The sequence below is a fragment of the Fibrella musci genome (genome assembly GCF_041321105.1).
Classification (GTDB): domain Bacteria; phylum Bacteroidota; class Bacteroidia; order Cytophagales; family Spirosomataceae; genus Fibrella; species Fibrella musci.
This window is the reverse complement of record NZ_JBGGWD010000005.1, coordinates 594,937-621,622: the sequence shown is the minus strand read 5'-3', so window position 1 is coordinate 621,622 and position 26,686 is coordinate 594,937. Positions and strand designations below refer to the sequence as shown.

The window sequence follows — 26,686 nt, the reverse complement described above, 5'->3', positions numbered from 1 at the left end:
GGCCGTTATGCGCCTTCAATTTGAGAAAATAGATAAACAACCTCACAGCTCGTTTAAGGTTGTGCACCTGACCCAGCCACAAACCTGCTGGGTGTACTGGCATTATCACCCCGAATACGAGATTGTCTATATCCCCGAAGGCAACGGGCGGCGGCATGTAGGGCAGCACGTGTCGGCCTATGAAGACGGGGAACTGGTCTTTATTGGACCGAACGTACCCCACCTGAATTTCAGCTACGACAAAGAAGGGCCTTACGAAGAGGTGGTGGTGCAGTTGCGCGACGATTTTATGGGGTCCGACTTTCTGCAAAAACCGGAGCTGGAAGCGGTGCGGCGCCTGTTCGAGCGGGCCGGACAGGGACTGGCTTTTGGCCCCGACACAAAGCGGGCGGTGGGGCCGCTGTTACAGCAACTGCCCTACCAAACGGGCTTCGACCGGCTGCTGACCCTGCTGGCAGTATTTCAGCGGATGGGGCAGGCGCCGGATATGCAGCCGCTACAAGCTGAGGGCATTCAGTTTGCAGTCGACCCGAAGGAAGAGCAGCGGATCAACCGGATCTATGGGTACGTTGCTGAGCATTACGCGGAGGCCATCGACCTACGCACGGTGGCCGATTTGGCCAACCTGACGGTACCGGCTTTCTGCCGTTACTTCAAACGAATGACTCACCTGACTTTCACCGACTTTGTCAATGAATACCGCATCAGTCAGGCCCGGCAGCGGCTGCATACCGATCAGCCCATCGCGACGATTGGCACCGATGTAGGGTACACCAACCTGTCGCACTTTAATAAGACATTCAAAACCCTGACCGGCCAAACCCCCAGCGCCTATCGGAAGGGGCTGGTGTAGTTTTCAGTATACAGTGAACAGTATGCAGTTAGGCTACGCCACAGCAAATCACTGTATACTGTTCACTGTATACTGCATACTGAAAGAAACTACCAGCGGATTAGCGCTGAGGCCCAGGTGAAGCCGCTACCGAAGGCGGCGAGGCAGACGAGACTGCCCGGTTGGAGCAGGCCCGCATCGTAAGCCTCGGTGAGGGCGATGGGGATGGAGGCGGCGGTAGTGTTGCCGAAACGATCGATGTTGTTGAACACCTTGCTCTCGGGCAGGTTCATCTGCTGCCGCACGTACTCCGAAATACGAATGTTGGCCTGATGCGGCACCAGCAGGTCGAGGTCGTCGGCGGTGTTGCCGTTGGCTTCCAGTGCTTCGTTGATGACTTCCATGAAGCGCACCACGGCATGTTTGAAAACCGCGTTGCCGTTCATGGTCACGCCATACTGGTTGTCGGTCAGGGTTTCGGGGGTTACCCAACGATCGGCGTGGCTGCTGCTACCGGGCTCTTTCACCATCAGGTCTTCGGCATAGCGGCCGTCGGCGTGCAGGTGCGTGCTCAGAATTCGGTGTTCAGGGTCGGTCGTGGCCTGCACGACGGCGGCACCCGCTCCGTCGCCAAAAATCACGGCTACATTACGGCCCTCGGTGCTCTTGTTCAGGTACGTCGACTGGATTTCGGAGCCGACCACCAGCACCGTTTTGTAGGTACCGCTTTTGATGAACTGATCGGCGATCGACAGCGCGTACACAAACCCCGAGCACTGCTGACGGATGTCGATGACGGCGGTGCCTTCGAGGCCCAATTCGCGCTGCATCAGAAACGCCGAGCCGGGGAAATAGTAATCGGGGGTGATGGTGGCGTAGACGATCAGATCGACATCGGTGGCTTGCAGGCTGGCCCGTTCGAGCGCCATGCGGCTGGCTGCCGTAGCCATGCTGGCGTTGGTGTCTTTGCCGTACGTGAAATACCGACGCTGCCGGATACCCGTCCGCTCCTGAATCCAGGTGTCGGAGGTTTCCATGTACTGCGTCAGGTCATCGTTGGTGACCACGTTGTCGGGTACGTAGTAGCCCAACCCCGTGATGCGTGCATAAATCGGTGTCATTGTTGATGAAAGGTGTTTGCGGTTTCGAGTTGTTCGTTGATGTCAGTATAACTAAAAACAACGTCAAACGAGAAACACGAAACCGCAAACGTTAACTACGCCGCCTTCAGCGTAAAACTGTATTCTTCCATAATCAGGTTGGCCAGCAACTGACGACAGGCGGCATCGATTGTCGTGCGGGCTTCTTCTTCACTGGCCGCATCAACCTCCAGCCGGATGTGTTTGCCGATCCGGACGTTGTCGATGGTGTCCATGTTCAGGTTGTGCAAACCCAGCTTAACGGCTTTACCCTGGGGGTCCAGAATTTCTTTCTGGGGCATGATGTCGATTTCAGCGAAGAATTTCATGATATACGTGAAAGAGTGAACTATTGACTGAGTGAAAGCGAAATTTCGTGCGGGCTTTTTGAGCCGGTTAATGACTTGTTTTCGCACCTTCCTGCCGGTTGGTCAGTATCGAAAGCAGAATGTACAACAGGATGATGAGCGGAATGGCGGCGTACTGAAGGAGGACAATCAGCAGCACCGAGGCAATCAGGAAGCTGTATTTAACCTTGTTATCCGCCCATTTAAATGACTTGAATTTAAACGCCATCAGGGGGAGTTCTGATACCATCAGCAGCGACATGACCACGATGTAGCCATACAGGAAGAGGGGGCTCAACACGATGGACGCATATTGCGGCTGGAAGGCCACGATCATAGGAAACGAAGCCGCCGTGATGGCATTGGCCGGAATGGGCACACCCAGAAACTGGTCGGTCTGGCGGGTATCTATGTTGAACCGGGCTAACCGCAGGGCGCCACAAACCGCGATGGCAAATGACAACAAAGGCCAGCTAAACGAGATAAGTTGGCCCGGTGTGTCGCCTCGTAGCAGTTGCAGTAAGATGAAAGAGGGCAGCACGCCAAAGGTGACCACGTCGGCGAGCGAATCGAGTTCTTTACCAAACGGCCCCGACGCGCCAACAGCCCGCGCCACAAACCCGTCGCCAAAATCGAGCACCCCCGCCAGAATGATGAGCCAGGCAGCCGTGACGAGCTCGCCCTGCATGGTGAAGAGGATGCCCAGACACCCGCAAAGCAGGTTGCCGCAGGTCATGGCGTTAGGTACGTGTTTGAGCATGGTTTTAATGTACGATGAATGATGAACGATGTACAATGAATGGATGAGCACGGATGGGTACGTTGGCAAGGAGTTCCATTGTACATTGTACATCGTTCATTTTACATTCCTTTTGTGAATGGATTCGACCGCTTTTCCTGACCGATGGTGGTGGGTTGCATGTGGCCTGCATACACCACGTAATCGTCGGGGAGCGTGTAAAATTTGGTTTGAATGCTGGTCAACAGCGTGTCGAAGTCGCCGTAGGGCAGGTCGGTGCGGCCCACACTACCCCGAAACAACACGTCGCCACCGATTACATACCGCTCGGCATGGTTGATGAACGCCACGTGTCCCGGCGCATGCCCCGGCGTTTCGACTACCGCCAGTTCAATGTTGCCAAACCGGATGACATCGCCCTCGGCCAGATTCTGATCGCGCTCGACCAGCTCGTAGCCACGCAGGCCAAACATCAGACAGCGGTTGGGTACGTCGGTCAGGATGGGTACGTCCTTTTCGTTGAGGTAAAGTTCGACGCCGTATTTGCGCTTGACAAACGCTGCCCCAAACACATGATCGAGGTGGGCGTGGGTCAGCAGCAGGTAGCGAACGGTCAGGTTCTGGCTGGCGATAAACCGGGCCAGTTCCTCTTTTTCGGCCTGCTCGTAGCAACCGGGATCAATAATGACTGCCTCGCGGGTCGTTTCGTCGGCGATAACATACGTGTTTTCCTGAAACGGCGAGAACTCAAACGAGTGTACCATAATGCGGGGGCAAAAGTACGAAAAGGAATGAAGGAGGGCACCACAGAGGCCCAGAGCGTACAGAGATTATGACAGGTGTTGGCGAAAACGAACTGCAAGTTGCTCCCTGTGTGCTCAGTGGTTTTATGGTAAGACCTACTCTTAACCCAAGACGAAGATGGTTGGTTTTTTGTGGAGATCAGGTACGTTGGCTTTCCACTGCTTCAGCGTTTTGGTTTGGATGAGGGCGTCGGGGGCCGTTACGTGGCAGGCGATGCAAAGGCGGGTATCGGGTTGGCCAACCGCCAGCAGATCGGCCAGAAGGGCGTTGTTGCGGTAGGGCGTTTCCATGAAGAGCTGCGTTTGCCCTTTCCGGCGGGCATCGGCCTCCAGCTGTTTCAGAAACTGGGTACGTTCGGGCCGGTCGATGGGTAAGTAGCCGTGAAAGATGAACGACTGGCCGCTCATACCCGACGCCATCAGCGCCAGCAGAATGGACGACGGCCCCACCATCGGCTCGACCCGAAAACCGAGTTGGTGGGCCAGCCGCACGGCTACGGCACCGGGGTCGGCCACACCAGGGCAACCCGCCTCAGACAGAACACCCGCGTCGCGGCCCTGCGCCAGCAGATCGGTCAGCTGCCGTTTGGTATCGGCTTCGGGCGTGTCTTTGTGGAGTTCGTAAAACGTCGTTTCGTCAATAACCCGGCCCGTGCGCAGGCTGCTGATAAACCGCCGGGCCGTGCGCAGTTCTTCCACAAAAAAGCAGTCGGTATGGGCAATTACATCGGCGATGGGGGGCGTCAGCACATGGGCGGCCGTATCGGGCGCCAGCGGGGTCGGAATCAGGTAGAGCGTTGGCATAAGGAGTCACAAAGTTTGTTAAAACTTTGGTGATTGCCGGTCGGCGATTGACGTTTGTAATGGACTGGCCCGTTAAAAACACGGTAGCACCAGCCACGTCAGCCGTTCCACCTTAAGCATCAACCGATATAGTGAACCTCGCCATTGACTGGGGAAATACACGCATCAAAGCCGGCTGGTTTGCCGGAGAGCAGTTGCAGGAAACCGCCCGTTATGCGTCGCCCGACGAACTACGCGACGCCCTTCAGCGCGAGCCGCCGCAGCACGTGATTGTCTCGTCGACCAGCCGCCCCGCCGACGAAATGCGGCTGGCGCTGGATGAATTCGACGGTGGAGCCGACTGGCTTTTGCTATCACCTACGCTGCCCGTGCCGGTCAAAAATGGCTACGAAACACCACATACGCTGGGTGCCGACCGGCTGGCGGCGGCGGCGGGCGTAGCAGCCATTTGTCCCGGCGAGCCCTGTCTGGTACTCGATCTGGGTACGTGCATCACCGCCGATTTCGTATCGGTGACGGCTGGGGAATCCTCAGGTACGTTCGAAGGAGGCCTTATTGCACCGGGTTTGCAAATGCGACTGCGGGCGATGCACACCTTCACGGCCCGCCTGCCGCTGCCCGAGTTACCCGCTCCCGGCGAATGGCCCCCCATTACGGCCCGCAATACCCGCGACGCCCTGCTGAGTGGCGCCATGAACGGAATGGCGCTCGAATTGAACGGCCTGATCGACCGATATACCAACCAATATCCGCATTTACGGGTCATCGTCTGCGGTGGCGACGCTCCGCTGTTCGTAAACCGCCTGAAACCGGGTATATTTGCAGTTCCTGATCTGGTGCTGCTGGGCCTGAATCAGATTCTTTTATACAACCTGTCGCGTCAGAATCACTGACGTGTAACCAGCACGTGATACGCTTCTATTTGTGAAAAAGTCATTCTTATTCGTCGCTGGCCTTAGCCTGCTGATCGCCGGGAACGCATCGGCGCAGGGTCTCGGCAACTCACCTTATTCGGCACTGGGCCTGGGCGAACTGCTACCCGCCGCCAACGTCACCAACCTGGGTATGGGCGGCATCGGCGTCAGTTACGCCAGTCCGTTCTACCTGAACAGCCAGAATCCGGCGCTGCTGGCCCGACGGTCGCGGTTTACCATCTTCGAGGTGGGTTTGCTGGGGCAGCAAAAGGCCCTCAGCCAGATTCGGTCGGGCGATCAGCAGACACAGCGCGATTTTGGGGGTAACCTGAGCTATCTGGCGCTGGCGTTTCCGCTGTCGTCGCGCTGGAATACGGCTATCAGCCTGCGTCCGTACAGCTATGTCGACTATCAGACCAAAACCTATGGCCGCGTACCGAACTCGATCTACGAAACCGAACTGATTTACAGCGGAAAGGGTGGTCTGAACCGGGCGTCGATCAGCAACGGGGTGCGGTTGGGGAAAAACATTTACCTGGGTGCCGAAGCCTCGTTCCTGTTTGGTAACATCACCACCAACTCAACGTCGCGGGTGCTGATCAATACAAACGAGGACATTACCGTGGCGCGGGTGAACCGGGTTAATTACTCGGACATTGCCGTGAACTTTGGCGCTGCCTGGCGGCCCAATCTGGGCAAAGACCGTGCTCTGAACATAGGTCTGACGTTTGCGCCCCGTACCAACCTGAGCGCCAGCGAAACCGACGTGTACCAGCAACAGCTCAGCGGTAGCCTGGTGTCGGGCGACGATACGCTCCGGTCGAACACGGCTGCCCGGTCGGTGTTGCCGCAGCAGCTTCAGTTTGGCATTACGTACGAAAAAAATAACCAGTTGGCTATTGGGGCCGAAGTTGGTTTCCAAAGCTGGTCGCAGTTCCGCACGGTAACCGATCAGCCGGGTAACCTGCGCGACGGTCTCCACACGGCGGTTGGCGTTGAATATACCCCCAAACCAACCTCGACGCGCTACCGCGATCTGATTACCTATCGGGCTGGTTTTCAGTACAATCAGATGCCTTATCAGGTCGATGGCAAGCAGGTGACGGATATCAATGGCAGCCTTGGGTTCTCGATTCCGGTAGGCGCTTATTTTGTAAACCACATCAATCTGGCGCTGGTTGGCGGTCAGCGCGGCTCCCTGGTTGGTTCGCAGATTCGGGAACGGTACTTCAAAGTGGCGTTGGGCTTCTCGCTCAATGACTGGTGGTTCCGCAAAACGGTAATTGATTAATGAATGTACAGTGTACAATGGACGATGTACAATGGAGTAAACGGGGACTGAAAGCGGCACTGTACATCGCCTACTGTACTGCTTTCATCAGCTTGACCGCCTGTGAGGAAGAGAAAAAGCCGACGCGGGTCGAATACAAAGGGGCCATCGAGGAAATTCAGAACGTGAAGCTGCTTTACAGCGAGGCGGCGGCCCTGAAGGTGAAATTGACGACGGCCCGCCAGCTTCGTTACCTGAACGACGACCGAAAGTACCCCAAAGAAGTATTCGTTGATTTCTATGACCCCACCGGTCAGCAGGTCGTGACGACGCTCCGGTCCGATTCGGGGCGGTATGATAAAGCGAAAGACCTGTACACGGTGATGGGCCATGTGGTGGTGATCAACAAACAGAAGCGCGAGAAACTGCAGACGAACCTGCTTCACTGGAACCCCAACACCAAGAAGGTATTTACCGAAAGCCGCGTCATCGTGTCGAGTCAGCTTACCGGCGAGCGGCTGTATGGATTAGGGCTGGATGCCAATCAGGATTTCTCGCGCTACTCCATCCGTAAACCCACTGGTGTTTTCAACCTGGAAGGCGGGTTTTAGGGTAAGGTCAATGTCTAAGGGCCAAGGTCCAACGTAGTTAACGCAACAAAGAACGCGTTAGCTACGTTGGACCTTGGCCCTTAGACATTGACCTTATTTCTTACAATTCGCCAGAATGGCTTCGGCTTCCTTGCCGGTTACGAGGCGTTTGTCATCGCCCCACTGACTGTAAATGTAGGTGGTGATCTCCGCCACTTCGAGAGCACTGAATTGCAGCTGAGCCGGCATGGGGCGGTTATACGTTTTACCATTCACCACGATGGGGCCCTGCTGTCCATGCCGGATCGAACAGATTACGGCGTTTTTGTTGGCTTTCAGGTAATCGGAGTTCGCGATGGGCGGGTATAGCCCCGCCAGCCCGGCACCGTCGACCTGATGGCAGTTGGCGCAGTTATTCCGGTAGAGCATGATGCCTTCCGTGATGTATTTCTGCCGTTTCGTTTCCTCGTCCGACTGGCAGGCGGAAAGCAGGTACAAGGCACTGAGAATGCACAATGAACGATGTACAATGTACAATGGGGCTGTAATGGCTGACCAACTTAGCATGGAAAAGAGCTTATAAAGGAGTGAGCGAAGCGTCATTGTATCGCGTCGGTGGGCTGAAACGACATTGTGCATCATACATTGTGCATCGTACATTCTTCGTCGTTCATTGTCCATTTTCCTTTAATAGCTTGTCCATATCGATCATGAGCTGATCGACGCCTTTTCGAGTGCTACCGTTTTCCGTTACGTTCTCCTTGATCGTGCCATCGTAGATGCCCCGGATGTGTCGTTGCTTGTCAACCAGAATGAAGGCGCCACTGTGCACCACCCCGCCGGGAGCCGACGCGTCTTTCTGTGCGGTAACCATGTAGCTCTTTTCGCCGATCTCGTAGATCTTATCGCGGTCGCCCGTGACGAAGAGCCAATTTTTACCCTTTACGCCTAATTCGCTGGCAAATTCGCGCAGCACCGCGACCGAATCGTGTTCCGGGTCGATGGTGTGCGACAGGAGCAGCACGTTGGGATTGGTATTGAACCGCTCATAGACCCGCTTGAGTTGCGTTTTCATCTTGGGGCAGATGGTAGGGCAAGTCGTGAAGAAAAAATCGGCCACGTAGATTTTGTCCTTTACCGCCGCCGCCGTAACCGTGTCGCCATACTGACTGACAAACTTGAAAGCGGGGATGGTGTGGTAAACGGTATCGGTTACGGTTTTCCCGTCGACCTGCTTTGTCACCGCCTCGCGCTCGCCAAGAATGGGTAGTTGATCGCCTGCCTGCGAACAGGCCAGCAACGTACCTACCAGGAACGTACCTACAGGCAACGTACCCGGCCAGCATTTACTGTTTGAGGTAAGCCTGTGCATCGCCCACACTCTGGTTAATCTTTTTCTTAACATCGTTGATGATCTCTTTCTGACTGTTGAGGTAACGCACTGCGTCGGCTTCCGGGAGGGCTTTGAGCGTGTCGCTGTTGTAGTGGTGCATCCAATCCCTCATCAGGCTGTCGGCTTCGGTTAGGCGGCGCACGATCAACCGACCTTGCTCTTTCTGCTCGTCGATGCGGACCGCTTCGCTGGGCGACGCCTGTTGCAGGCTGTCGAGCGATGCCAGCTTACCGTTGAGCTCTTTTTTCAGTTTCATGATGTCGCTGATGCGGGGCATCACGTCATCGTGAACGGCGAAGACGTCTTTCTCTAGCTGTTCAACAGAGGCTGTCTGCTCGTTGCCTTCGTTCTTGTCTGAAGTAGATGGACCACAAGCCAGCATCAGCAAAGCCAGCGCGATAGGGTAGTGGGAGATTTTCATTAAAGTGACGTTCAATGGTTGTAAGGTCGACGTCTAAAAGTAGCCTTGCATCAGCAAGCTGCGTTGCTGTCGATCAGGGTAGATTGAGGGGTAGTTGTAGTGGCCGTCAAGCCACCGCGTTCTGTTCCAGAATCTCGCGGGCTGAGTTGACGGCGCTGGGGGAGGGCGTTTTGCCACCGATCATCTGCGCAATCTCCTGCACCCGTTCCTCGAACGACAAGCGACGTACCCGGCTGACTGTTTTGGCGGCCGAATGGTCTTTGTAGACGAAGTAATGGGCCGTGCCCTGAGCAGCGATCTGCGGCAGGTGCGTAATGGCAATCAACTGGTGCGTATGCGCCATATCGCGCATCATGTGGCCCATTTTGATGGCAATTTCGCCCGAAACCCCCGTGTCGATTTCGTCGAAAATAATCGTTGGCAGGGAGCGCTTGCTGGCCAGAATATATTTGATCGCCATCATCAACCGCGAGAACTCACCACCCGACGCGACATTCTTCAACTGCTGGGGCTTGACACCCTTATTGGCTGAAAACAGGAACGATACCGTGTCGATGCCCGAGGGGGTCGGGCGGCCTTTCTCGGCGCTGATCTGCAACGAGGCGTTGGGCATGCCCAGATCGTCGAGCAGGCCTTTGATCTCTTTTTCGATAGGTTTCAGCACTGCCATGCGGGCCTTCGACAGCGCCTCGGCCGACGTCAGCATTTTCTTCTGCGCCGCCTCGGCTTTGGCTTTGGCCTTGGCCAGTTCATCGTCGAGGTTGAGCACCTGACTCACTTTCTGGCCCAGCTCATCGCGCAGGGTGATCAGCGCCGCCACATTGCTGGCCTGATGCTTGGTTTGTAATTGGTAGATGAGGCTAAGCCGCTCACGCACCACTTCGGCGCGGCTGTCGTCGATATCGACGCTTTCCTGCTCGGTACTGATTTCGTCGGCCAGATCGCGGAGTTCAATCAACGCACTCTGCGCACGCTCCTGTAAGGCCTTATACTGCTCGGCCACCTTGGTTACCTGATTGAGGCAACCGACCGCACTTTTCAACTGCGACACAACCGACTGTTCGGGGTTGTCGAGGTATTCGAAGGCCATCAACAGCCGTTCTTTGATCTCGCCCGCATTTTCCAGAACGTTCAGTTCCTGTTCCAGCAACTCCTGCTCATCGGCCTGGAGGTTGGCTTTCAGCAGTTCCTGGTACAGAAAATTATTGTAATCAAACTCGCGGCGCATGGCCCCGGCCTCGTTCTGGAGGTGGTCGTAGGTCATCTGCCGGTCGCGGTAGGTCTGGTAATCGGCCCGGTAGGTACGTAGCCGGTCGTCGTCCTGCGCGTAGGTATCGACAATCTGCAACTGATATTCGTTGGACCCCAGCATGACCGAATCGTGCTGCGAGTGGATGTCCATCAGCTGGCTGGTTACGCGCCGCAGCGTTTCCAGATTCACCGGCGTGTCGTTGACAAACGCCCGCGATTTTCCGCTGGGGCTAATCTCGCGCCGCACAATGCAGAGCTCGGCGTAGTCCAGTTCTTCTTCGTCAAAAATGGTTTCGATCACGTACCCAGCCACGTTGAACGACCCTTCGATGACGCACTTCTGGGTGGGGTCATACAGCACCCGCGTGTCGGCCCGGTGTCCGAGCAGCAATCCAATAGCACCGAGCATAATGGATTTGCCCGCTCCCGTTTCGCCCGTAATGATATTCAGGGCCTGATCAGGCACCATCTCCAACTGCTCAATCAGCGCGTAATTCTTGATCAATAAGTGCGATAGCATACGAAAAAAGAACAAGCATTTTCAGCTCTCTGTTCACCGTTGACCGTCCTCAGTTACGCTACTTTCGCCAAACTTTTAAGCTTGAGCAACGCAACTGAGGACGGTCAACGATGGACAGAGAACTCGTTAATTCAGCAGCCGTCTATAATTCTCGGTTTTGCTGGGGTCGAGAAACGAGAGCAGGTCAAACGCCCGCTTGCGTTCGTCGCGAGTGCCCTCGGCCATGATATTCAGCAACTCGTCAGATTTGGCGTCGAAGAACGAGTTCAGCAAGACCGCACCGGGCTTTTGCAAGGTAATCTGCCGCATGTTGGTCAGCAAATCCATCGTGTATTTTCGAGCCTGAACCGGGTTACTGGCGAAGGCATCGAGCCCTAGCCGGTGGTAATTGTAGAATCCGTCGCGGAAGGGAATCACCTGCTGACTTTGGAGATTCTCGACGAGCCAGAACCGGTTGCGCCGCCCATTGTCGGTATTCGACCAGTCGCTCTGATTGGGGCTCGACGCCTGCGCCAGGTTCACTACCTGGTAGGCCCGCTGAATGTAGGGATTACCACCCTGCCGCGAAAACGAGTCGTAATCGACCGCCAGAATAATGTTGGCGTAGAAGGCCAGAATCTGCGTCAGGTCGTCGGAAAACTGATTCTCGCGGTAAAAAATGGGCTGCGTAGGTAACCAGGAGAAGTTAAAGCCCCGGTCGACGTAGCTCAGGATGATGGTCTGGTAGTTGGTGCCGTAAACCGGCCGGCTGACCGTCAGCTGCGCGTTGCCCTGAAAGACCCCCTGGGTTTCGGAGCGCAATAGGTTGACCGTCAGCGTGCAGTTGATTTTTTCGTTTTGCCCAAACTGATCGTTGGTCCAGCGGCGGTTGTTCATCAGGTCGCTGATGACCGTTTTCAACTGGCTGAAATACGAAAAATCGGTCTTCTGCACGGCCACCAACTGATCGGAGTTGAGATTCACCGTACAATTCAATTCCTGCGCCGGAGCAAGGTGGGCAGCGAGCAGGCAGACAGAGAGAAACAGATAGCGTTTCATAACTCTTTTCATTCGTTTTGGGGAGGCAGTTTCGTCATTAACTGCTCAGCAATAATCGTTAGCAAATCATCGGCCACTTCGTCTTTGCTTTTGAGCGCAAATTCATGAACGGCCTCCTGCCTGCTAATAACGGTAATCTTGTTGGTGTCGTGCCCAAAGCCCGCGCCCGAATCGCGCAGGGAGTTCAGCACAATCCAGTCGAGGTTTTTGCGGTGCAGTTTGCCCAGCGCGTTGGCGTGTTCGTTATCGGTTTCGAGCGCAAACCCCATCATCAGCTGATCGGGCCGTTTCCGGGCTCCGAGCGTCGCAGCGATGTCGACCGTTTTGGTTAGTTCGATGGCAAACTGCGCGTCGTTCTTCTTGATCTTCTTGTCGGCCGGATGAGCAGGCGTGTAATCAGCGACGGCCGCGTTGAGAATCGTGACGTCGGCGGTGGGAAAAACTTCAGCCGTGGCCTCGAACATTTCCTGTGCCGACCGCACGTTGATGCGCCGGATGGCGTCGTCCGGCGTGGCCAGGTACGTTGGTCCGGCTACAAGCGTCACGTCGGCACCGGCGCGGGCAAAGGCGTGTGCGATGGCGAAGCCCATTTTGCCGGTGGAATGGTTGCTAACGTACCTGACCGGGTCGATGGGCTCCTGCGTGGGGCCTGCCGTAATCAGGATGGATTTTCCCACCAGCTCCGGGCGCCGACTAAAGTGTCGTGCCAGCGTCTGCACAATCGTTTCCGGCTCGGCCAAGCGGCCTTCACCAACTAATCCACTCGCCAGTTCGCCGTGGGTGGCGTCGATGATCTGGTTGCCAAACGACCGCAGCCGGTTGAGGTTGTCGACCGTAGCCGGGTGGTGATACATGTCGAGGTCCATGGCGGGCGCAAAAAACACGGGGCATTTGGCCGACAGATAAACCGCCGACAGCAGATCGTCGCACAGGGCGGTGGCGCAGCGGGCGAGCGTTCGGGCCGAAGCCGGGGCAATCACGAGGGCGTCGGCCCAAAGCCCTAGCTCGACGTGGTTGTTCCAGGTGCCGGTGTCGTCGGCCACAAAGCGCGACAGCACGGGGCGTTTGGACAGCGTAGCGAGTGTAAGGGGCGTAATAAAGGCCGTAGCCGATTCGGTCATAACAACCTGCACCTCGGCACCGGCTTTCACCAGCAACCGCACCAGCAAGGCCGCTTTGTAGGCGGCTATACTGCCCGACACACCAAGCAGAATGCGTTTTTTGTGAAGTGGATTCATCGACAACAAAAAAAGCAAGAAACCCGACGCGGGCAGTACCTGCGGTCTGGTTGCTTGCTTTTAGCTAGACGGGTCAACTACTTACTGGGCAGTACCTTCGCCTTCTTCGGGATACCGATGGTAGACTTTACCCTGCAAAAACTCGTCGGTGGCCAGCGTCGTTGGCTTGGGCAGACGCTCGTAGAATTTCGAAATTTCGATCTGCTCGCGGTTTTCGAATACTTCTTCGAGGTTATCGACCGCCGACACAAACTCCGACAGTTTGTTGCTCAGTTCCTCCTTATTGCGGGTCGAGATCTGACGGGCACGCTTCGAAATAAGCGAGACCGACTCGTACAGATTGCCCGTTACTGCTGCGATCTTGTCGGTGTCGCGCGTGATGATTGACGGATTTGACGTTGCCATAATCGATTACTGCCCTGAGGTCACCTTGGCGGGTGCGTTGGGGGCGGGTTGTTGTTGCTTTTTAAGTTCTTCGCGAGCCTTCTCTTCTTTGGCAATCCGGTCGAGTTCCTTCTGGCTCCCTTCGACCATTTTGTCGGCCTGCTTCAGGTACTTGCTGTTGGGGTACTTCTCTTTGAATGCCTGATAAAACGCCAACGACTCCTGATAACGTTCCTTCTGCTTCGTATCGAGCGAGTTTTTAGCCAGGCTGTACTGTGCGTCTACTTTCAGATACGCCAGTTCTTCGTTGAATTCCGAGTCAGGAAATTCGCGCTGAAAGTTGTTGATGGCTACCACCGCCGATTTGTAGTTGGCGATGCTGAAGCCACTCACCTTGTAATACTGCTTTGCCCGTTCGTAGGCCTTGCGTTCCAGCCGCTTCCGCAGGTTCAGAATCAGGTCGGTACAATCTTTAACGTGTTCGCTCTCCGGGTACGTGTTTACGAAGTCCTGCAACGCCGACATAGCGCCAATGGTACCCGACTGATCGAGGTTGAAGCTTGGCGTACTCTTGTAGAGCGCAACGGCATACATGTACATGGCCTCGGGCGCCTGCTCACTACGGGCAAACGTTTCGTAAAACCGTTTGAAAAGCTGAGCAGCGGGCTCATACAGACCCTGATTGTATTGGGTGTAGGCGTAGTTGAACTGCGACAACTCTTGTTCGGCGCTACCCCGCAGTTTCGGGATAATCTCCTCAAACAGAACCCCGGCCCGATACCAGTCCTGCTTGTTGTAGTACTTCAGCGCGGCTTTGTACTTGTCGTCGTCGGTGCCGTTTTTCTGGATCTTCGAGAAGTCAGAACAGGCCGATAGGCTCACGAGGAAAAGCCCCAGACAATAAACAAGGATACGGCGATTTCGCATAAGGGTGCAAATATACAAAAAAGAATGGCTACCGGCTAGTTAACGTGCCGGTAGCCATTCTGGTGCAGGGATTAACGTTCTTTAAGAGTCTGGTAAGTCGTATGCAAGAAGTACTGGGTCTGGAAAGTCGTTTTATGCAGAAAAAGCTGAACGGACTATCCAGGCTTAGCACTCCTGCGGCACGACTGACTAACCTATCTCACTGATGTTTCACCAGTAATTTCTTGGTGGCGACTTTGGTGCCTTCTACCGAGAGTTGATAGAAATAATAGCCTGAAGGTAGATCGCGGGTTTGCAGGCGTACCTTGCGTTCGTTGCGATCAAGGGTATACTCGGCAATGGGCGACCCCAAAATATTCAACAGGGTGATGCTGGCGCTGCCTACGCTGTTACTCATGGCGTAGTCAATGTCGGCGAAGTCGTTGGCAGGGTTCGGGTAGATGTTCGACACCGTGAGCTGATCGCTGGCATACATCCGTTCTTCCGAATGCAGCGTGTTTTCCGACAGGTTACGGTCAATTACCGGCGTCGCAGGAGTTTCAGCAGCTGCGGCACGCGTGCTGCTGGTAATGCGGGTTGCCTGCGCACTTGGTGCAATCAGGATCGACCGATAGTAATCGCGAATGGCCGAGTTCTTGCCCAGCGTCAGCAGGCGGTCCATCGGAGCCATTACGTACGGGCGAGGCACCAACAATCGCTGGGGCTTGCTGACCGACGTGGTGGCGGTTGGTGAGTTGGCAGGTGCCTTGCGACCCAGGTTAAGCCGACTCCGTCCGGGATCCTGCGCCCGTAGCGAAGTGGCCACCAAGAGGCCCAGTAAACACCCATATATCTGTAAAGTTTGTTTCATGCTTGACAATCAATGCGTTACCATTGCTTACTACAAACGTACCTATGTGAAAAGGGAATGTCAACGCGTTCGTACTTAAAAAATTGTTAATTCTGCTTGCGATTTACTGCTTTTGACCCGGTTTGGGGGTGAAAGGTTTATTCAGAGCGTCAATTTTAATGCCGTTCCTATTTACCGGCAGGCCAGTTGTATTAACTTCTTTCTGGAGGGCGGCCGCATTGATCGATGCAGGTACGTTCGTAGGTACGTTAATTGGCCCCGCTGTGGTTTGTGCGGCGGGCTTCGGCTTAGGTTCCGGTTGCCCCAACACCTGCTCTTTCGTGGGTTTATCTTTTTCGCGCCAACGGAAGCCGTCGAGCTTTTTCTTGTCCTCAGTCAACTGTTTAGGCGGAATCAGCGTCCCATCGGGCTGTCCGTAGAACCGAATGGTGCCCACACGATTCTTCTTAAAGTCGATGGTCATCTTGCTGCAATCCACGCGGTTCATACCCGTAAAAACGTTCTTATCGTCTATTACGAAATAAATGCTCTGACCGTTGCCTTCAACCACCACTCGATCCAAAACAGTTTTCTCTTCGACCTTCGGCGGGCCTGCAACGGCCGTCGTTGACCGCGGTGGTTTGGGGGCGCTTGCCGTACGAGCGGCCGTTCGACTCCCCGCCTTCACGACGCGTTTGGCTACCGGGGGGCGCAACGTATCGCGCACATCGCGGAAGGTGGCCGTGATTGACCGGCCTTTGATCTGATTGAAATATTTGAGCGTATCCTGCGATACTACAAAGGACTTGCCCCGCAACAGCATGGTGTTGATGCGGTTGTTTTTCAGCTTGGCCGTCAGGGTGTCGGCCTCCATCTGGTAGCTCTGACTCCAGACGATGGGCTTCTTGTAGAAATAGAAGGTTGAGTCGGAGACCGAGTACACCAGGGAGTCACAACGGCTTTGCAAATCCGATTTATAGACGAGCACATTTTTCTGCCCGATCAGCTTACGGGGCCGTTTTTCTTTCGAGCCCGATGGCGTATCGTAAGAGAAGAGCGTGTCGGCCCGCATGTAGAGTGTGTCTTTGCTGACGACGGATCGTACTACGGCATGACCTGTTACCCGCGATACGCCCGCTTTGCCGTTGTAGCGCCCGTGATCGCCGGTGATAACGGTGTTGTTTTCTTTCCCAACCAACACCACGTTGCCCCGGGCAATACCCAACTCGGTCTGATTGTCAAAGTTCAGCGTGTCGCCGGTGAGCGTGTACTTGTCGGTGTAGGCGGTGGCTCGCTGCCGAAAATTCGAGACGCGCGTCACGGTGTTGTACGTACCGTTACGCGCCAGCAGGGTACCGTCTTCGTTGACGATCCGGGTTGGGCCCTGGAAGGTGGCGACTTTGGTAAAGCTGTTGTAAAGCAGCGAATCGGCCGTGAGCAGGCTTTTGGGGCTGACGAGCCGCACGTTGCGGATAAACGTGAACTGCTTCAGCCGGGTATCGTAGTAGCCTTCGTCGCTGGTGAGGATATTTTCCTTGTCTACGATGCGGCCTTTCACCGGATAGTGAGCAATACCATTGGCCAGGTCATAGTCGAGGCGGGCCGTAGTCAGCGTCATTTTCCGGTCTTTGAGCGAGACTCGCCCCAGCAACGTCGATGAACGCGTGTTGCCATAGTAGTACATCGTGTCGCCGCGCACCGTGATGGTATCACCCTGCAAAATCCGGACGTTTCCATAAGCCTCGATCACGTTGGAGGTGGCGTTCTGGATAGCGAGGTTGCAGTACATTAGGGCGCCTTTGTGCCGCAGCCGCACGTTATTTACCAGGCGGCGGGTCACGTTGCCCGGCGTTTGCAATACCTCCAGACTATCAGCGTTTAGAATTTCGACCTGCTCGGTGCCGCCTGCTGCCGGCGGGCGCCCCACCTGCGCCAGCAATGGGCTGGTGCCGCCCAATAGCAGGGCTAGCAGCGCGATTAAACGGACAGAAAGGCTATATTTTTGCAATTGTGTCATCGAGAAGTGGGGCATCGGTCATCAGCAGACGAATGGGTCAGGGGTGTTTTGGCAACCCATGACGACGAAAGACCAACGACGAATGACCGACAAAGTTAGAACGTACCTGGCGGATGGAAGGCTTTTTAGCATTTATTAACGAGCACCGCCTCTTCAATAAAACGGATCAGCTGCTGGTGGCCGTCAGTGGTGGCATCGATTCGATGGTGCTGACCGACCTGCTGCATCAGCATGGATTTTCGTTCGGCATCGCCCATGTAAACTTCGCCCTGCGCGGAGCCGAGTCGGAGGCCGACGCCGTTTTTGTCGAAAACAGGGCCAGGCACTACGGGGTTCCGTTTCACCTGACCCGGTTCGAGACCGAGGCCGAAGCCACCAAGCGGGGCGAGTCGGTGCAGGTAACGGCCCGGCAGTTGCGCTATATCTGGTTTGAGCAAGTGCGCCAGGCCCATGGGTACGTCGCCATAGCTACCGCCCACCACGCCGACGACGTGCTGGAAACCATGCTGTTGAACCTGACGCGCGGCACCGGCCTGACGGGCCTGACGGGCATTCCCATCCAGACAGAGCAGGCGGTGGTGCGGCCGCTGTGGTTTGCCAGCCGTGAGCAGATCGAAGCCTATGCCCGCGAACGGGACCTGCCGTGGCGCGAAGACGCCTCCAATTCGACTGATAAATACGCCCGCAACCGCATCCGACATCAGGTAGTGCCCGTGCTGAAGACGATCAATCCGGGTTTGTTGGGGCATCTTCCCCGAACGGCGGGCTACCTGCGCAGCGCCGATGCGATTGTGCAGGAGGCAATGGCAACTTCCTGGGCGGCCGTGGCCCGGCTGCAACCAATGGGGATTGAAATCAACCTGGCTGCGGTGCGGGACTTGTCGGAACCCCTCTTTCGGCTGGGGGAGTGGCTCCAGCCCTATGGCTTTTCGGCGCAGGCGCTGACTCAATTCTGGCAATCAGTTGACGCCGAGGGGGATAAGTCCGTCAAAAACGGGCAACGGATTCAGTCGTCTACGCATCAGCTCATGCATGAACGGGGGGCGATCTGGCTGATTCCACGGGAAAGCCCGCCGCCCGCGCCGATGTTGATAGCCAACTGGCCGGAGCAACGTATCGACGTACCCGGTGCTGGGTACGTTACCGCCGAACGGTTTGACCGGAGGGCGTGGGATGGTGAACTGAACATGCCGCCAACGGTGGCCCTGTTCGACGCGGCACAACTCTTGCTACCCTGGGTTTTTCGTCGCTGGCAACCAGGCGATCGATTCAGGCCACTGGGGCTGTCGGGTACGCAACTGGTGAGCGATTTGCTTACTAACGCGAAAATACCCGCGCCGCAACGGTCGTCGGTATGGGTGCTGGAAGTTGGCGGCGAGGTGATCTGGGTGGTAGGCGTGCGTATCGCGCACCGAAGCCGGATTACCGAAACGACCGAACAGATCGTTCGGCTGAGTTTGACTCCAATAACCTGAATTTTGGCACTTAATTTGATGGACTACAGCAATAGTCGGAATACCCATAGAAAAAACGCTTACCAGATGAACCGATACCTGCGGGTTCTGCTACTTGTTGGAGGGCTTTTGGCCACTTCGCTGACGCTACAGGCGCAAAGCATGCGGCTACGGGCAGCCAATAAGCAGTTTGACAACTACAGCTACCTCACCGCCGTGCGGATGTATGAGGACTTTCTTCGTGGCCGCGTTGAACCGGCGGAATCACGCGAGGCCTTAACCAAATTGGGTATTTGCTATCGCAAGCTTCAGGACTCGCGCAATGCCGAGCGCGTCTACGCTGAATTGATCGCCAACTACCCCGATCTGGAAAGTGAAATTTATCTCTACTACGCGCAGGCACTGGTCAGCAATGGCAAGACGCGCGATGGGCAGAAGATGTACAGCGAATACGGACGCCGCCAAACGGAAGACCTGCGCGGCAAAAAGAATACGATTGGCCTGATGGACCCGAGCCGGTTCTACCTGGACTCGTCGTCGTTCCGGGTGCAAAACCTCGCCATCAACTCACGGCAGGCTGATTTCAGCCCGATGTACTACAAATCGGGTCTGGTGTTCGTGTCGTCGCGCGACGAAGGCGGGGTAATCAAGCGGGTTTTCAACTGGAACCAGACGCCGTTCCTCGATCTGTATTTCTTCCCCGATACCAATCAGTTGCGTATTCCCGGTTTCGATCAGATCGTCCGGCCGGCCGGTACGGCAGTGTTGGGCGGTGGTGGACCCGCCGGCGATCAGTCGGTTGAGATTGAAGCGGAAACCAAGCCGACCTCAAAGGCGGAAAAATTCAGCCGGACGCTGAACACCAAGTACCACGAAGGCCCCATGACCTTCACGAAAGATCAGACTTTCATCGTCTTTACGCGGAACAACGGGAGCAAAGGTAAGTCGGGCAAAAGCACCGACGGGGTACGTAAGCTAAAGCTGTATTCGGCGGTGATGCGTAACAACAAATGGCATGACGTTACCGAATTGCCATTCAATAGCCCCGAATATTCGGTAGGGCATCCGGCTTTCTCGCCCGACGATCAGAAGCTATACTTCGTGTCGGACATGCCGGGTGGCTATGGCGGCACAGACCTGTACGTGGTTGAGTTCAACAACGGACAGTGGGGGACGCCCGTGAACATGGGTAAAGAACTGAATACGGAAGGCAACGAAATGTTTCCGTACGTGGACTCCGCGGGTAATCTGTATTTCGCGTCGGATGGGCACGAAGGCATTGGCGGGCTGGACATTTTTTACGCCGAAATGCGCGACGGTGTTGCTTACCGGGGTGTACAGAACGTGGGGTATCCCATTAATTCCGAGAAAGACGATTTTGGCCTGATTACCGATCGGGGGCGCACCACCGGCTATTTCAGCAGTAACCGACGGAAAGGAGTGAGTGATGATGACATTTACTCGTTCCGTCGTGCCTGCAAGCAGCTGAACATCCTGGTGTTTGATGCAAAAACGGGCCGCCCCATCGAGTCGGCCGACGTGCGGATTGTGCGCAACGGGTCAAACCAGGAGCTGAAGATGACAAGCCCCGAGGGTAAAACGGACCTCTGCCTCGATATCAATACGGAATATGAATTCAAGGCGCTGAAAGAAGGCTACGCCTCCAACAGCGCTCGTTTCTCGACCTTGACCCAGTCGAACAAGCCCGAGATGAACATCTCGATTTATCTGGAAAAGAGCGAGAATACCATCATCCGGGGGGTCGTGAAAACCGAGGTGAACCAGAAGCCAGCCGAAGGTGTGAAAGTGACGCTGCGTGATGACAAGAACAAAAACACCCAGACCGTGGTGACCGGCCCCGATGGCGGCTACGAGTTCAACGTGAAACCCAACGCGGGGTACTCGCTCACGGCCGAGAAAGACCGGTACGCCACCAAGAAAGCCAAGATTGGTAAACAACCCAAACGGGTGGTGGCGAGCCAGAAAACAACTCCTGACTCGATCGGGATTTATGGAGAGGGCGACGTCTTTCAGCTGAAGAATATCTACTATGATCTGGGTAAGTTCTTTATCCGCCCCGATGCCGCTCGTGAACTCGACCGGGTGGTGTCGTTGCTGAAAGAATACCCGACGATGAAAATTGAGCTGCGATCGCATACCGACGCGCGCTCGGGCGATGCCTTCAACATGCGGCTGTCGGAAAGCCGGGCGCGGGCCGCCATGGATTACATGGTGTCGCGGGGCATTCAGGCCGGGCGGCTAGCGGCCCGAGGGTATGGCGAAAACGAGATTGTTAACGGCTGTACCGACGGGGTTGAGTGTTCGGAGAACGAGCACCAGCAGAACCGACGAACGGAATTTAAAATCTTAGCTGTTCAGTAAAGCAAAAAGCGCGGAGCCTACACTCCGCGCTTTTTGCTTGATCAGGTACGTTGCCTCTGAATCATGGGGTTTGTAAAACGGGTTTGCCTTTTTGCCAGCCTACCATCACGTTGGAGAGAAACCACGTTCGGCCTTTATCATTATTGCCCTGAAAGAACACGTACGTTCGGCCGTCTGTATCCGTGAATACGTTGGGGTGCCCTGATTCGCTACTGTTCCAGCTGCCCGGTGCCCCATGTCGCAGGAAAGGGTCATGTTGCAGGCGCTGCCAGTGGATGCCGTCGCGGCTATGCGCTACCCCGATCTGCTGCGGCCAGTTGTTATAAGCGCCTGCGTAGAACATGATCAGTTCCCCGTTGCGCTCAGTTACCGAGGCTCCCTCGATGCACTCGCCTTCCCAGGGTAGTTCGGGTTTCAGGATTGGCCCATCGACCGATAGTTGTTTCCAATCGTCGCGGTTAAACGCAGTGGTTGCAGGCGCCACCGCAACGCCCAGCTGCTGAATCTTATAGGCCGGGTCGCGGGTCGCAAAGTATAGAAAATACTGGTTTTTGAATCGATAGACCTCGGCGTCGATGGCTCGCCCACAGTTCCAGTTGCCAGTGGGGTGGAAGATGGGGTTGGTTGGGTTTCGCTCAAAATGCAGCCCATCCGCTGACACCGCGTGGCAGATCGCGTCGTTGCGGCCATTGCCGTAGGTCTGGTAAAATAGGTGCACCTTCCCATCACGCACCAGCGCGCCGGGTGCACAAATACCCTTCTTTTCATACTCCGCCACAGCGGGTATTTCGCCAATCTTGGCCCAGTCGAAGAGGTTTTTGCTTTGGGCTACACCAATGCCCCACCCGTGTTTACTGCCCTGCTGGTCGGTGTATTCGGGTACCGAGTAATACATCAAGTACCGACCGTTAAACCGGATGACGTGTGGGTCTTTGGCCATGGGCCGCCCGAGCCGCGACGAGTCGGCGTAGTACATCCTGGGCGTGTCGACCAACAGCAACGGGCCGGACATGTAACTCGTCAGGCCGAGCAGCAGGGTCAGAAAACCAAATGTTGACAGGGACGGGCGCATCGGCTATACCAAGTTGATTCGTTGAAAGCACGAAGCACGTGGTTACCGATTTCTACCAGAGAAAGGCTCGATCGCTGGGTTACTTCCACTGCATCACTTCGATAACGCTGGAGGACGCTTTGTCGAAGAACTCGTATTCGCTGGGTTGGTTGGAGCCGATCAACAGCAGTACATCGGGCGGAAGTTGCAGCACATGTTCGTTGTACCAGGCGGCTCCCTGCCGATCCAGGTTGGCCGTTGGTTCGTCGAGCATCACCAGCTGGGCTTCGGAGAAAAACGCCAGCCCCAGCTTGACCCGCTGCTTCATTCCTGACGAATAAAACTTGATCTCTTTATGGCGGGCGTGGCTCAACTGCATGCGGTCGATGAGCTCAGGTACGTTGGCGTTCTGCCGAAAGGGCTTAAAGCGGCGGTGAAACGTGAGCAGTTCGGTTAGCGTCAGTTCCTCGATCAGTTCGAGATAAGGGGCGGCCAGCACCATGTGGCGGTACCAGTCTTCATCGGCCAGCGGCTGCCCGTCGAGCGTGTATGTCAACGTACCGGCCGAGGTGGGCTGCATGCCCGCCAGTACCTGCAACAGCGTTGATTTACCGCTGCCGTTGGGCCCAACAAACGTATAGCGATTCCCCGCCGTCAGCGTCAGGTCGACACCGCGGAAAATCCATTCGCGGCGGTACTTTTTACCAAGCTGTTGAGCGGTGATGATCATTGAAAAAGGAATAAATAATGCACGATGAACAATGCACAATGGGCCGGGCGGTGAACCGCTAACGCATTAGTAAATCATTGTGCACTGTCCATCGTGCATTATTCATTCAAAATTACTCCCCGCTGCTGCTGCCAGGGCCTTTCATGATGCCCCGCTCTGAGTTGCGGATAAAATTGAGGATTTCGTCGCGTTCGGCCGTAGCTGGAATGTCCAGTTCGATCCGGTTGAGGGCCTCGGCGTTGTTGAGGCCCCGCAGGAATACGTACCGGTAAATTTCCTGAATCTCGTTGATCTGCTCGTTGGTAAAGCCCCGCCGACGAAGACCTACCGAGTTGATCCCAGCGTAGGAGAGCGGCTCGCGGGCGGCTTTGGTAAACGGCGGTACGTCTTTCCGCACCAGTGATCCCCCCGAAATCATGGCGTGCGCCCCGATTTTGGTAAACTGAAGCACCGAACTCGACCCACCGATGATGGCCCAGTCGCCCATGTACACATGGCCGGCCATCTGCACGTTGTTGGTCAGGATACAGTGGTTACCAATGCGACAGTCGTGCGCTACGTGCGCGTAAGCCATGATAAGACACTCTGAACCGATTTCGGTTTTCCAGTGCTCTTCGGTGCCCCGGCTGATGGTGGCGTATTCACGAATGGTGGTATTGTCGCCAATGATAGCCAGCGTAACTTCGCCCTTAAACTTCAGGTCTTGGGGCGTACCTGCAATGACAGCGCCCGGATACACCTTGCAGTTACGACCAATGCGAGCGCCGGAATTGATCACCGCGTGGGAGCCAATCCAGGTACCTTCTTTTATCTCAACGTCCTTGTGGATAATGGCGAAAGGCTCAATGACCACATTCTGAGCAATCTTAGCTTCGGGATGGACGTAGGCTAATGGTTGAATCATCTGTACTGTTAAAAAAGTCCGCTGTTCACTGTCGTCAGTTGCCTGTTGGGTAGGGGAAGCAACAGCCGACAGAGAACGGTGAACAGTGAACTATTTCTTTTTCACCAGACTCGCGATCATGTCGGCTTCGCAGACAAGGTTGTTGTTCACGTACCCACGTCCCTGCATTTTAACGATGCCGCGTTTCATGGGCGAGGTGAACTCACACCGAAAGATTACCGTATCTCCGGGCAATACGTTGCGGCGGAACCGGCAGTTTTCGATCCCGATCAGGTAAGGCCAGTAATTTTCGGGGTCGGGTACGGTGCTCAACACCAGAATCCCGCCCGTTTGCGCCATCGCCTCCAGCTGCATCACGCCCGGCATCACGGGGTTGCCGGGGAAGTGGCCGGGGAAGTAGGGCTCGTTCATCGTCACATTTTTGATGCCGATGACACTGCTCTCGTCCAGCGCAATGATCTTGTCGACCATCTGGAATGGGTAGCGGTGGGGCAGCAACTGCGCGATGCGGTTGATGTCGAAAATAGGCGGCTGTTTGGGGTCGTACTGCGGCACCTGATTCTGCGCATTCTTCTGAATCAGGCTCTTGATTTTCTTGGCAAACGCCACGTTGGCCGCATGGCCCGGCCGCGCCGCCAGAATTTGTGCCTTGATGGGCCGCCCAATCAGAGCCAGATCGCCCAGCATGTCGAGCAGCTTGTGGCGGGCCATCTCGTTGGGGTAGTGCAGTTGCAGGTTGTTCAGGATACCCGCCTGCTTGTTGACGCCCACCTTCGATTTGTTGAGCATCTTGGCCAGATGATCCAGTTCGTCTTCATCGACATCGCGGTCTACGATCACGATCGCGTTGCTCAGGTCGCCGCCTTTGATCAGGTTTTGCTTGTAGAGCATCTCCAGCTCGTGCAGAAACACAAACGTGCGGCACGAGGCGATTTCGTCGGCAAACAGGGTGAGGTCATTCAGCGACGCATGCTGGCTGCTGATCACCTGCGAGTTGTAGTCGACCATCACCGTGAGGCGGTAGTCGTTGAGGGGCAGGGCCGCAATCTCGATATCTTTCTCCGGGTTGCGATAATGCACAAACTCGCTGACCTCGAAGTATTTACGGTCGGCGTTCTGCTCTTCGATACCGGCAAACTGAAGCGCCTCGACAAATTTGATCGACGAACCATCCATAATGGGAGGTTCGGGACCATCGAGCTGAATGAGCACGTTGTCGATCTGCAGACCTACCAAAGCGGCCAGCGTATGTTCGACGGTGTGGACCCGCGCCCCATTTTGTTCGAGCGTTGTACCGCGCGACAGATCAACCACAAAATCGACGTCGGCGTCGACGGTGGGTTGGCCTGGCAGATCAATACGCTGAAATTTGAACCCATGATTGGCCGGGGCGGGCATAAACGTCATCGTTGCCGACACGCCGGTATGCAAGCCTACGCCCGATACTGAAACGGCCTTCTGGATGGTTTGCTGTTTAATATTCATGTTTGTTTAGTACGCAGTCACTGAGGGGAAACGTTGAACAGTCAGGAGCGGGAATGCTCATGCCTGCCCGGATTCGGTACGTTGCTGACGCTGCACTTCTTTTTCTAGGTCAATAAGTCGCCGTTCCAGATCGGGCAGTCGGCGATGAACGGCTGCCGCCCGCAGCGAGTCTTTCAGATCAAAAGCGGGCGAGCCATTGAGCGAATGCCCTTCTTCTTTCACTGATTTTGATACGCCCGTTTGGGCACCAAATCGGGTGTTGTTGGCGATGGTAAGATGCCCGGCAAAGCCGACCTGTCCCGCTACCACGCAATTTTCGCCAATTTTGGTCGATCCCGATACGCCGGTTTGCGCGGCAATTACGGTGTTGCGGCCAATCTCGACGTTGTGGCCAATCTGAATGAGGTTGTCGAGCTTGGCCCCTTGCCGGATGATCGTCGAGCCCATCGTGGCGCAATCGATCGTGGTGTTGGTGCCCACGCTAACGTAGTCTTCAAGGATTACGTTGCCCAGTTGCGGGATGGTCTTGTAAGTGCCATCAGGCTGCGGTGCAAAGCCAAAACCATCGGAGCCAATAACGGCATTGGGATGGATGACGCAGAATTTACCCACCACCGTGTTGTCGATGAGCTTGGCTCCCGAATGAATAACGGTATTATCGCCGATGCTGACGTTATCGCCGATATAGACGTGCGGATAAATCTTCACGTTGGACCCAATGCGGCAATTTTTGCCGACGTAGGCAAACGCGCCAACATACACGTGCTCACCGAGTTGGCTACTTGCATGCAGGTACGTTGGCTGTTCGATGCCCACGCGGGCAAATGTGAGCTGCCGATGGTACTCTTCTAATAATCGAGTGAACGCGGAATAGGAATTTTCGACCAAAATAAGCGCGGCAGAAACCGGCTCACGGGGCGTAAAGGAACGATCTACAATAACAGCCGACGCGCCAGTGCTGTACAGATAGGGCTCGTATTTTAGGTTGGAAAGGAAAGAAATGCTGCCCGTTGTTGCTTCTTCAATTTTGGCTAAACGGCTGACTGTTAATGTGTCGTCTCCGTTTACTTCCCCATCCAGTAGAGCGGCTATCTGCCTGACTGTAAACTCCATTTGCGATTTATGCCCGAAAAAAACAGTGCTTGTCTGGGCCGACATTAGGGTCGCAAGGTAACCAACAAATTGCACTATTCGTATAAATGGCCAATTAATTCAATTTATTGT

26 protein-coding genes are annotated in these 26,686 nt (G+C 55.5%); 6 read left to right on the top strand and 20 right to left on the bottom strand.

From position 1 onward, the window contains the following. The first annotated feature begins 7 nt into the window (after positions 1-7). Positions 8-853: an AraC family transcriptional regulator gene (locus ACAW74_RS19035; RefSeq protein WP_370699807.1), complete on the top strand. Its 846-nt coding sequence runs from the start codon at positions 8-10 to the stop codon at positions 851-853. Positions 854-942: 89 nt separating this feature from the next. Here ACAW74_RS19035 and ACAW74_RS19030 read toward each other — a convergent pair whose 3' ends face one another. The 5 genes from ACAW74_RS19030 to ACAW74_RS19010 all read right to left on the bottom strand — a co-directional run bounded on the left by ACAW74_RS19030 (position 943) and on the right by ACAW74_RS19010 (position 4,664). Beyond that, complete coding sequence (locus ACAW74_RS19030) at positions 943-1,953, bottom strand: 3-oxoacyl-ACP synthase III family protein (protein ID WP_370699806.1); 1,011 nt, start codon at positions 1,951-1,953, stop codon at positions 943-945. A 95-nt stretch (positions 1,954-2,048) separates the two neighbouring features. After that, on the bottom strand, positions 2,049-2,300 hold the full coding sequence (gene purS / locus ACAW74_RS19025; protein WP_370699805.1) for a phosphoribosylformylglycinamidine synthase subunit PurS: 252 nt from the start codon (positions 2,298-2,300) through the stop codon (positions 2,049-2,051). Positions 2,301-2,367: 67 nt separating this feature from the next. Then, positions 2,368-3,078, bottom strand: coding sequence for a CDP-diacylglycerol--serine O-phosphatidyltransferase (gene pssA / locus ACAW74_RS19020; RefSeq protein WP_370699804.1), 711 nt, complete (start codon positions 3,076-3,078; stop codon positions 2,368-2,370). A 101-nt stretch (positions 3,079-3,179) separates the two neighbouring features. Then, positions 3,180-3,821: an MBL fold metallo-hydrolase gene (locus ACAW74_RS19015; RefSeq protein ID WP_370699803.1), complete on the bottom strand. Its 642-nt coding sequence runs from the start codon at positions 3,819-3,821 to the stop codon at positions 3,180-3,182. A gap of 141 nt (positions 3,822-3,962) precedes the next feature. Beyond that, complete coding sequence (locus tag ACAW74_RS19010) at positions 3,963-4,664, bottom strand: SAM-dependent methyltransferase (RefSeq protein ID WP_370699802.1); 702 nt, start codon at positions 4,662-4,664, stop codon at positions 3,963-3,965. A 131-nt stretch (positions 4,665-4,795) separates the two neighbouring features. Between ACAW74_RS19010 and ACAW74_RS19005 the strand changes: the two genes are divergently transcribed. Genes ACAW74_RS19005 through lptC form a run of 3 tightly spaced genes read left to right on the top strand, consistent with a single transcriptional unit; the run spans position 4,796 to position 7,459 of the window. Next, on the top strand, positions 4,796-5,557 hold the full coding sequence (locus ACAW74_RS19005; protein WP_370699801.1) for a type III pantothenate kinase: 762 nt from the start codon (positions 4,796-4,798) through the stop codon (positions 5,555-5,557). A gap of 31 nt (positions 5,558-5,588) precedes the next feature. Further along, a complete protein-coding gene (gene bamG, locus ACAW74_RS19000) occupies positions 5,589-6,869 on the top strand; it encodes a BamG family beta-barrel-assembly machinery protein (RefSeq protein WP_370699800.1) in 1,281 nt (426 codons plus the stop codon). A 17-nt stretch (positions 6,870-6,886) separates the two neighbouring features. Then, positions 6,887-7,459, top strand: coding sequence for an LPS export ABC transporter periplasmic protein LptC (gene lptC, locus ACAW74_RS18995; protein ID WP_370699799.1), 573 nt, complete (start codon positions 6,887-6,889; stop codon positions 7,457-7,459). Positions 7,460-7,552: 93 nt separating this feature from the next. Here the strand turns inward: lptC and ACAW74_RS18990 are convergent, their stop codons facing one another. The 10 genes from ACAW74_RS18990 to ACAW74_RS18945 form a co-directional block, all read right to left on the bottom strand. Further along, positions 7,553-8,041: a c-type cytochrome gene (locus ACAW74_RS18990; RefSeq protein ID WP_370699798.1), complete on the bottom strand. Its 489-nt coding sequence runs from the start codon at positions 8,039-8,041 to the stop codon at positions 7,553-7,555. 67 nt (positions 8,042-8,108) lie between these two features. Next, on the bottom strand, positions 8,109-8,810 hold the full coding sequence (locus ACAW74_RS18985; RefSeq protein ID WP_370699797.1) for an SCO family protein: 702 nt from the start codon (positions 8,808-8,810) through the stop codon (positions 8,109-8,111). Next, the gene (locus tag ACAW74_RS18980; RefSeq protein WP_370699796.1) at positions 8,785-9,252 is read right to left on the bottom strand and encodes a viral A-type inclusion protein; all 468 of its coding nucleotides are present in this window, start codon (positions 9,250-9,252) and stop codon (positions 8,785-8,787) included. Before ACAW74_RS18980 ends, ACAW74_RS18985 begins: the two co-directional genes overlap by 26 nt. Before the next feature lie 106 nt (positions 9,253-9,358). Beyond that, positions 9,359-11,023, bottom strand: coding sequence for a DNA repair protein RecN (recN, locus tag ACAW74_RS18975; RefSeq protein ID WP_370699795.1), 1,665 nt, complete (start codon positions 11,021-11,023; stop codon positions 9,359-9,361). A 126-nt stretch (positions 11,024-11,149) separates the two neighbouring features. Beyond that, positions 11,150-12,061 carry a type IX secretion system protein PorD gene (gene porD, locus ACAW74_RS18970; RefSeq protein ID WP_370699794.1) on the bottom strand — a complete coding sequence of 304 codons (912 nt, stop codon included), beginning with the start codon at positions 12,059-12,061 and terminating at the stop codon, positions 11,150-11,152. Between the two features lie 8 nt (positions 12,062-12,069). Continuing rightward, on the bottom strand, positions 12,070-13,299 hold the full coding sequence (gene coaBC, locus ACAW74_RS18965) for a bifunctional phosphopantothenoylcysteine decarboxylase/phosphopantothenate--cysteine ligase CoaBC (RefSeq protein ID WP_370699793.1): 1,230 nt from the start codon (positions 13,297-13,299) through the stop codon (positions 12,070-12,072). An 81-nt stretch (positions 13,300-13,380) separates the two neighbouring features. Next, positions 13,381-13,704 (bottom strand): DNA-directed RNA polymerase subunit omega, encoded by a 324-nt coding sequence (locus ACAW74_RS18960; protein WP_370699792.1) that lies wholly within the window; start codon positions 13,702-13,704, stop codon positions 13,381-13,383. A 6-nt stretch (positions 13,705-13,710) separates the two neighbouring features. Then, entirely contained in the window at positions 13,711-14,610 is a 900-nt protein-coding gene (locus ACAW74_RS18955) for an outer membrane protein assembly factor BamD (RefSeq protein WP_370699791.1), read from the bottom strand. Between the two features lie 199 nt (positions 14,611-14,809). Next, a complete protein-coding gene (locus tag ACAW74_RS18950) occupies positions 14,810-15,460 on the bottom strand; it encodes a T9SS type A sorting domain-containing protein (RefSeq protein ID WP_370699790.1) in 651 nt (216 codons plus the stop codon). Positions 15,461-15,563: 103 nt separating this feature from the next. Further along, positions 15,564-17,456 carry an OstA-like protein gene (locus ACAW74_RS18945; RefSeq protein WP_370699789.1) on the bottom strand — a complete coding sequence of 631 codons (1,893 nt, stop codon included), beginning with the start codon at positions 17,454-17,456 and terminating at the stop codon, positions 15,564-15,566. 113 nt (positions 17,457-17,569) lie between these two features. Between ACAW74_RS18945 and tilS the strand changes: the two genes are divergently transcribed. Then, positions 17,570-18,931, top strand: coding sequence for a tRNA lysidine(34) synthetase TilS (gene tilS, locus ACAW74_RS18940; protein WP_370699788.1), 1,362 nt, complete (start codon positions 17,570-17,572; stop codon positions 18,929-18,931). A 66-nt stretch (positions 18,932-18,997) separates the two neighbouring features. Next, positions 18,998-21,292: a carboxypeptidase regulatory-like domain-containing protein gene (locus ACAW74_RS18935; RefSeq protein ID WP_370699787.1), complete on the top strand. Its 2,295-nt coding sequence runs from the start codon at positions 18,998-19,000 to the stop codon at positions 21,290-21,292. A gap of 61 nt (positions 21,293-21,353) precedes the next feature. Here the strand turns inward: ACAW74_RS18935 and ACAW74_RS18930 are convergent, their stop codons facing one another. From ACAW74_RS18930 to lpxD, 5 genes are all read right to left on the bottom strand, one after another. Next, positions 21,354-22,364, bottom strand: a complete 1,011-nt coding sequence (locus ACAW74_RS18930) for a family 43 glycosylhydrolase (RefSeq protein ID WP_370699786.1) — start codon at positions 22,362-22,364, stop codon at positions 21,354-21,356. A gap of 79 nt (positions 22,365-22,443) precedes the next feature. Continuing rightward, positions 22,444-23,073, bottom strand: coding sequence for an ABC transporter ATP-binding protein (locus ACAW74_RS18925; protein ID WP_370699785.1), 630 nt, complete (start codon positions 23,071-23,073; stop codon positions 22,444-22,446). A 112-nt stretch (positions 23,074-23,185) separates the two neighbouring features. Continuing rightward, complete coding sequence (gene lpxA, locus ACAW74_RS18920) at positions 23,186-23,977, bottom strand: acyl-ACP--UDP-N-acetylglucosamine O-acyltransferase (RefSeq protein WP_370699784.1); 792 nt, start codon at positions 23,975-23,977, stop codon at positions 23,186-23,188. Positions 23,978-24,067: 90 nt separating this feature from the next. Then, positions 24,068-25,462 carry a bifunctional UDP-3-O-[3-hydroxymyristoyl] N-acetylglucosamine deacetylase/3-hydroxyacyl-ACP dehydratase gene (locus ACAW74_RS18915; RefSeq protein WP_370699783.1) on the bottom strand — a complete coding sequence of 465 codons (1,395 nt, stop codon included), beginning with the start codon at positions 25,460-25,462 and terminating at the stop codon, positions 24,068-24,070. A gap of 57 nt (positions 25,463-25,519) precedes the next feature. After that, entirely contained in the window at positions 25,520-26,575 is a 1,056-nt protein-coding gene (lpxD, locus tag ACAW74_RS18910) for a UDP-3-O-(3-hydroxymyristoyl)glucosamine N-acyltransferase (protein ID WP_370699782.1), read from the bottom strand. Positions 26,576-26,686 lie beyond the last annotated feature (111 nt).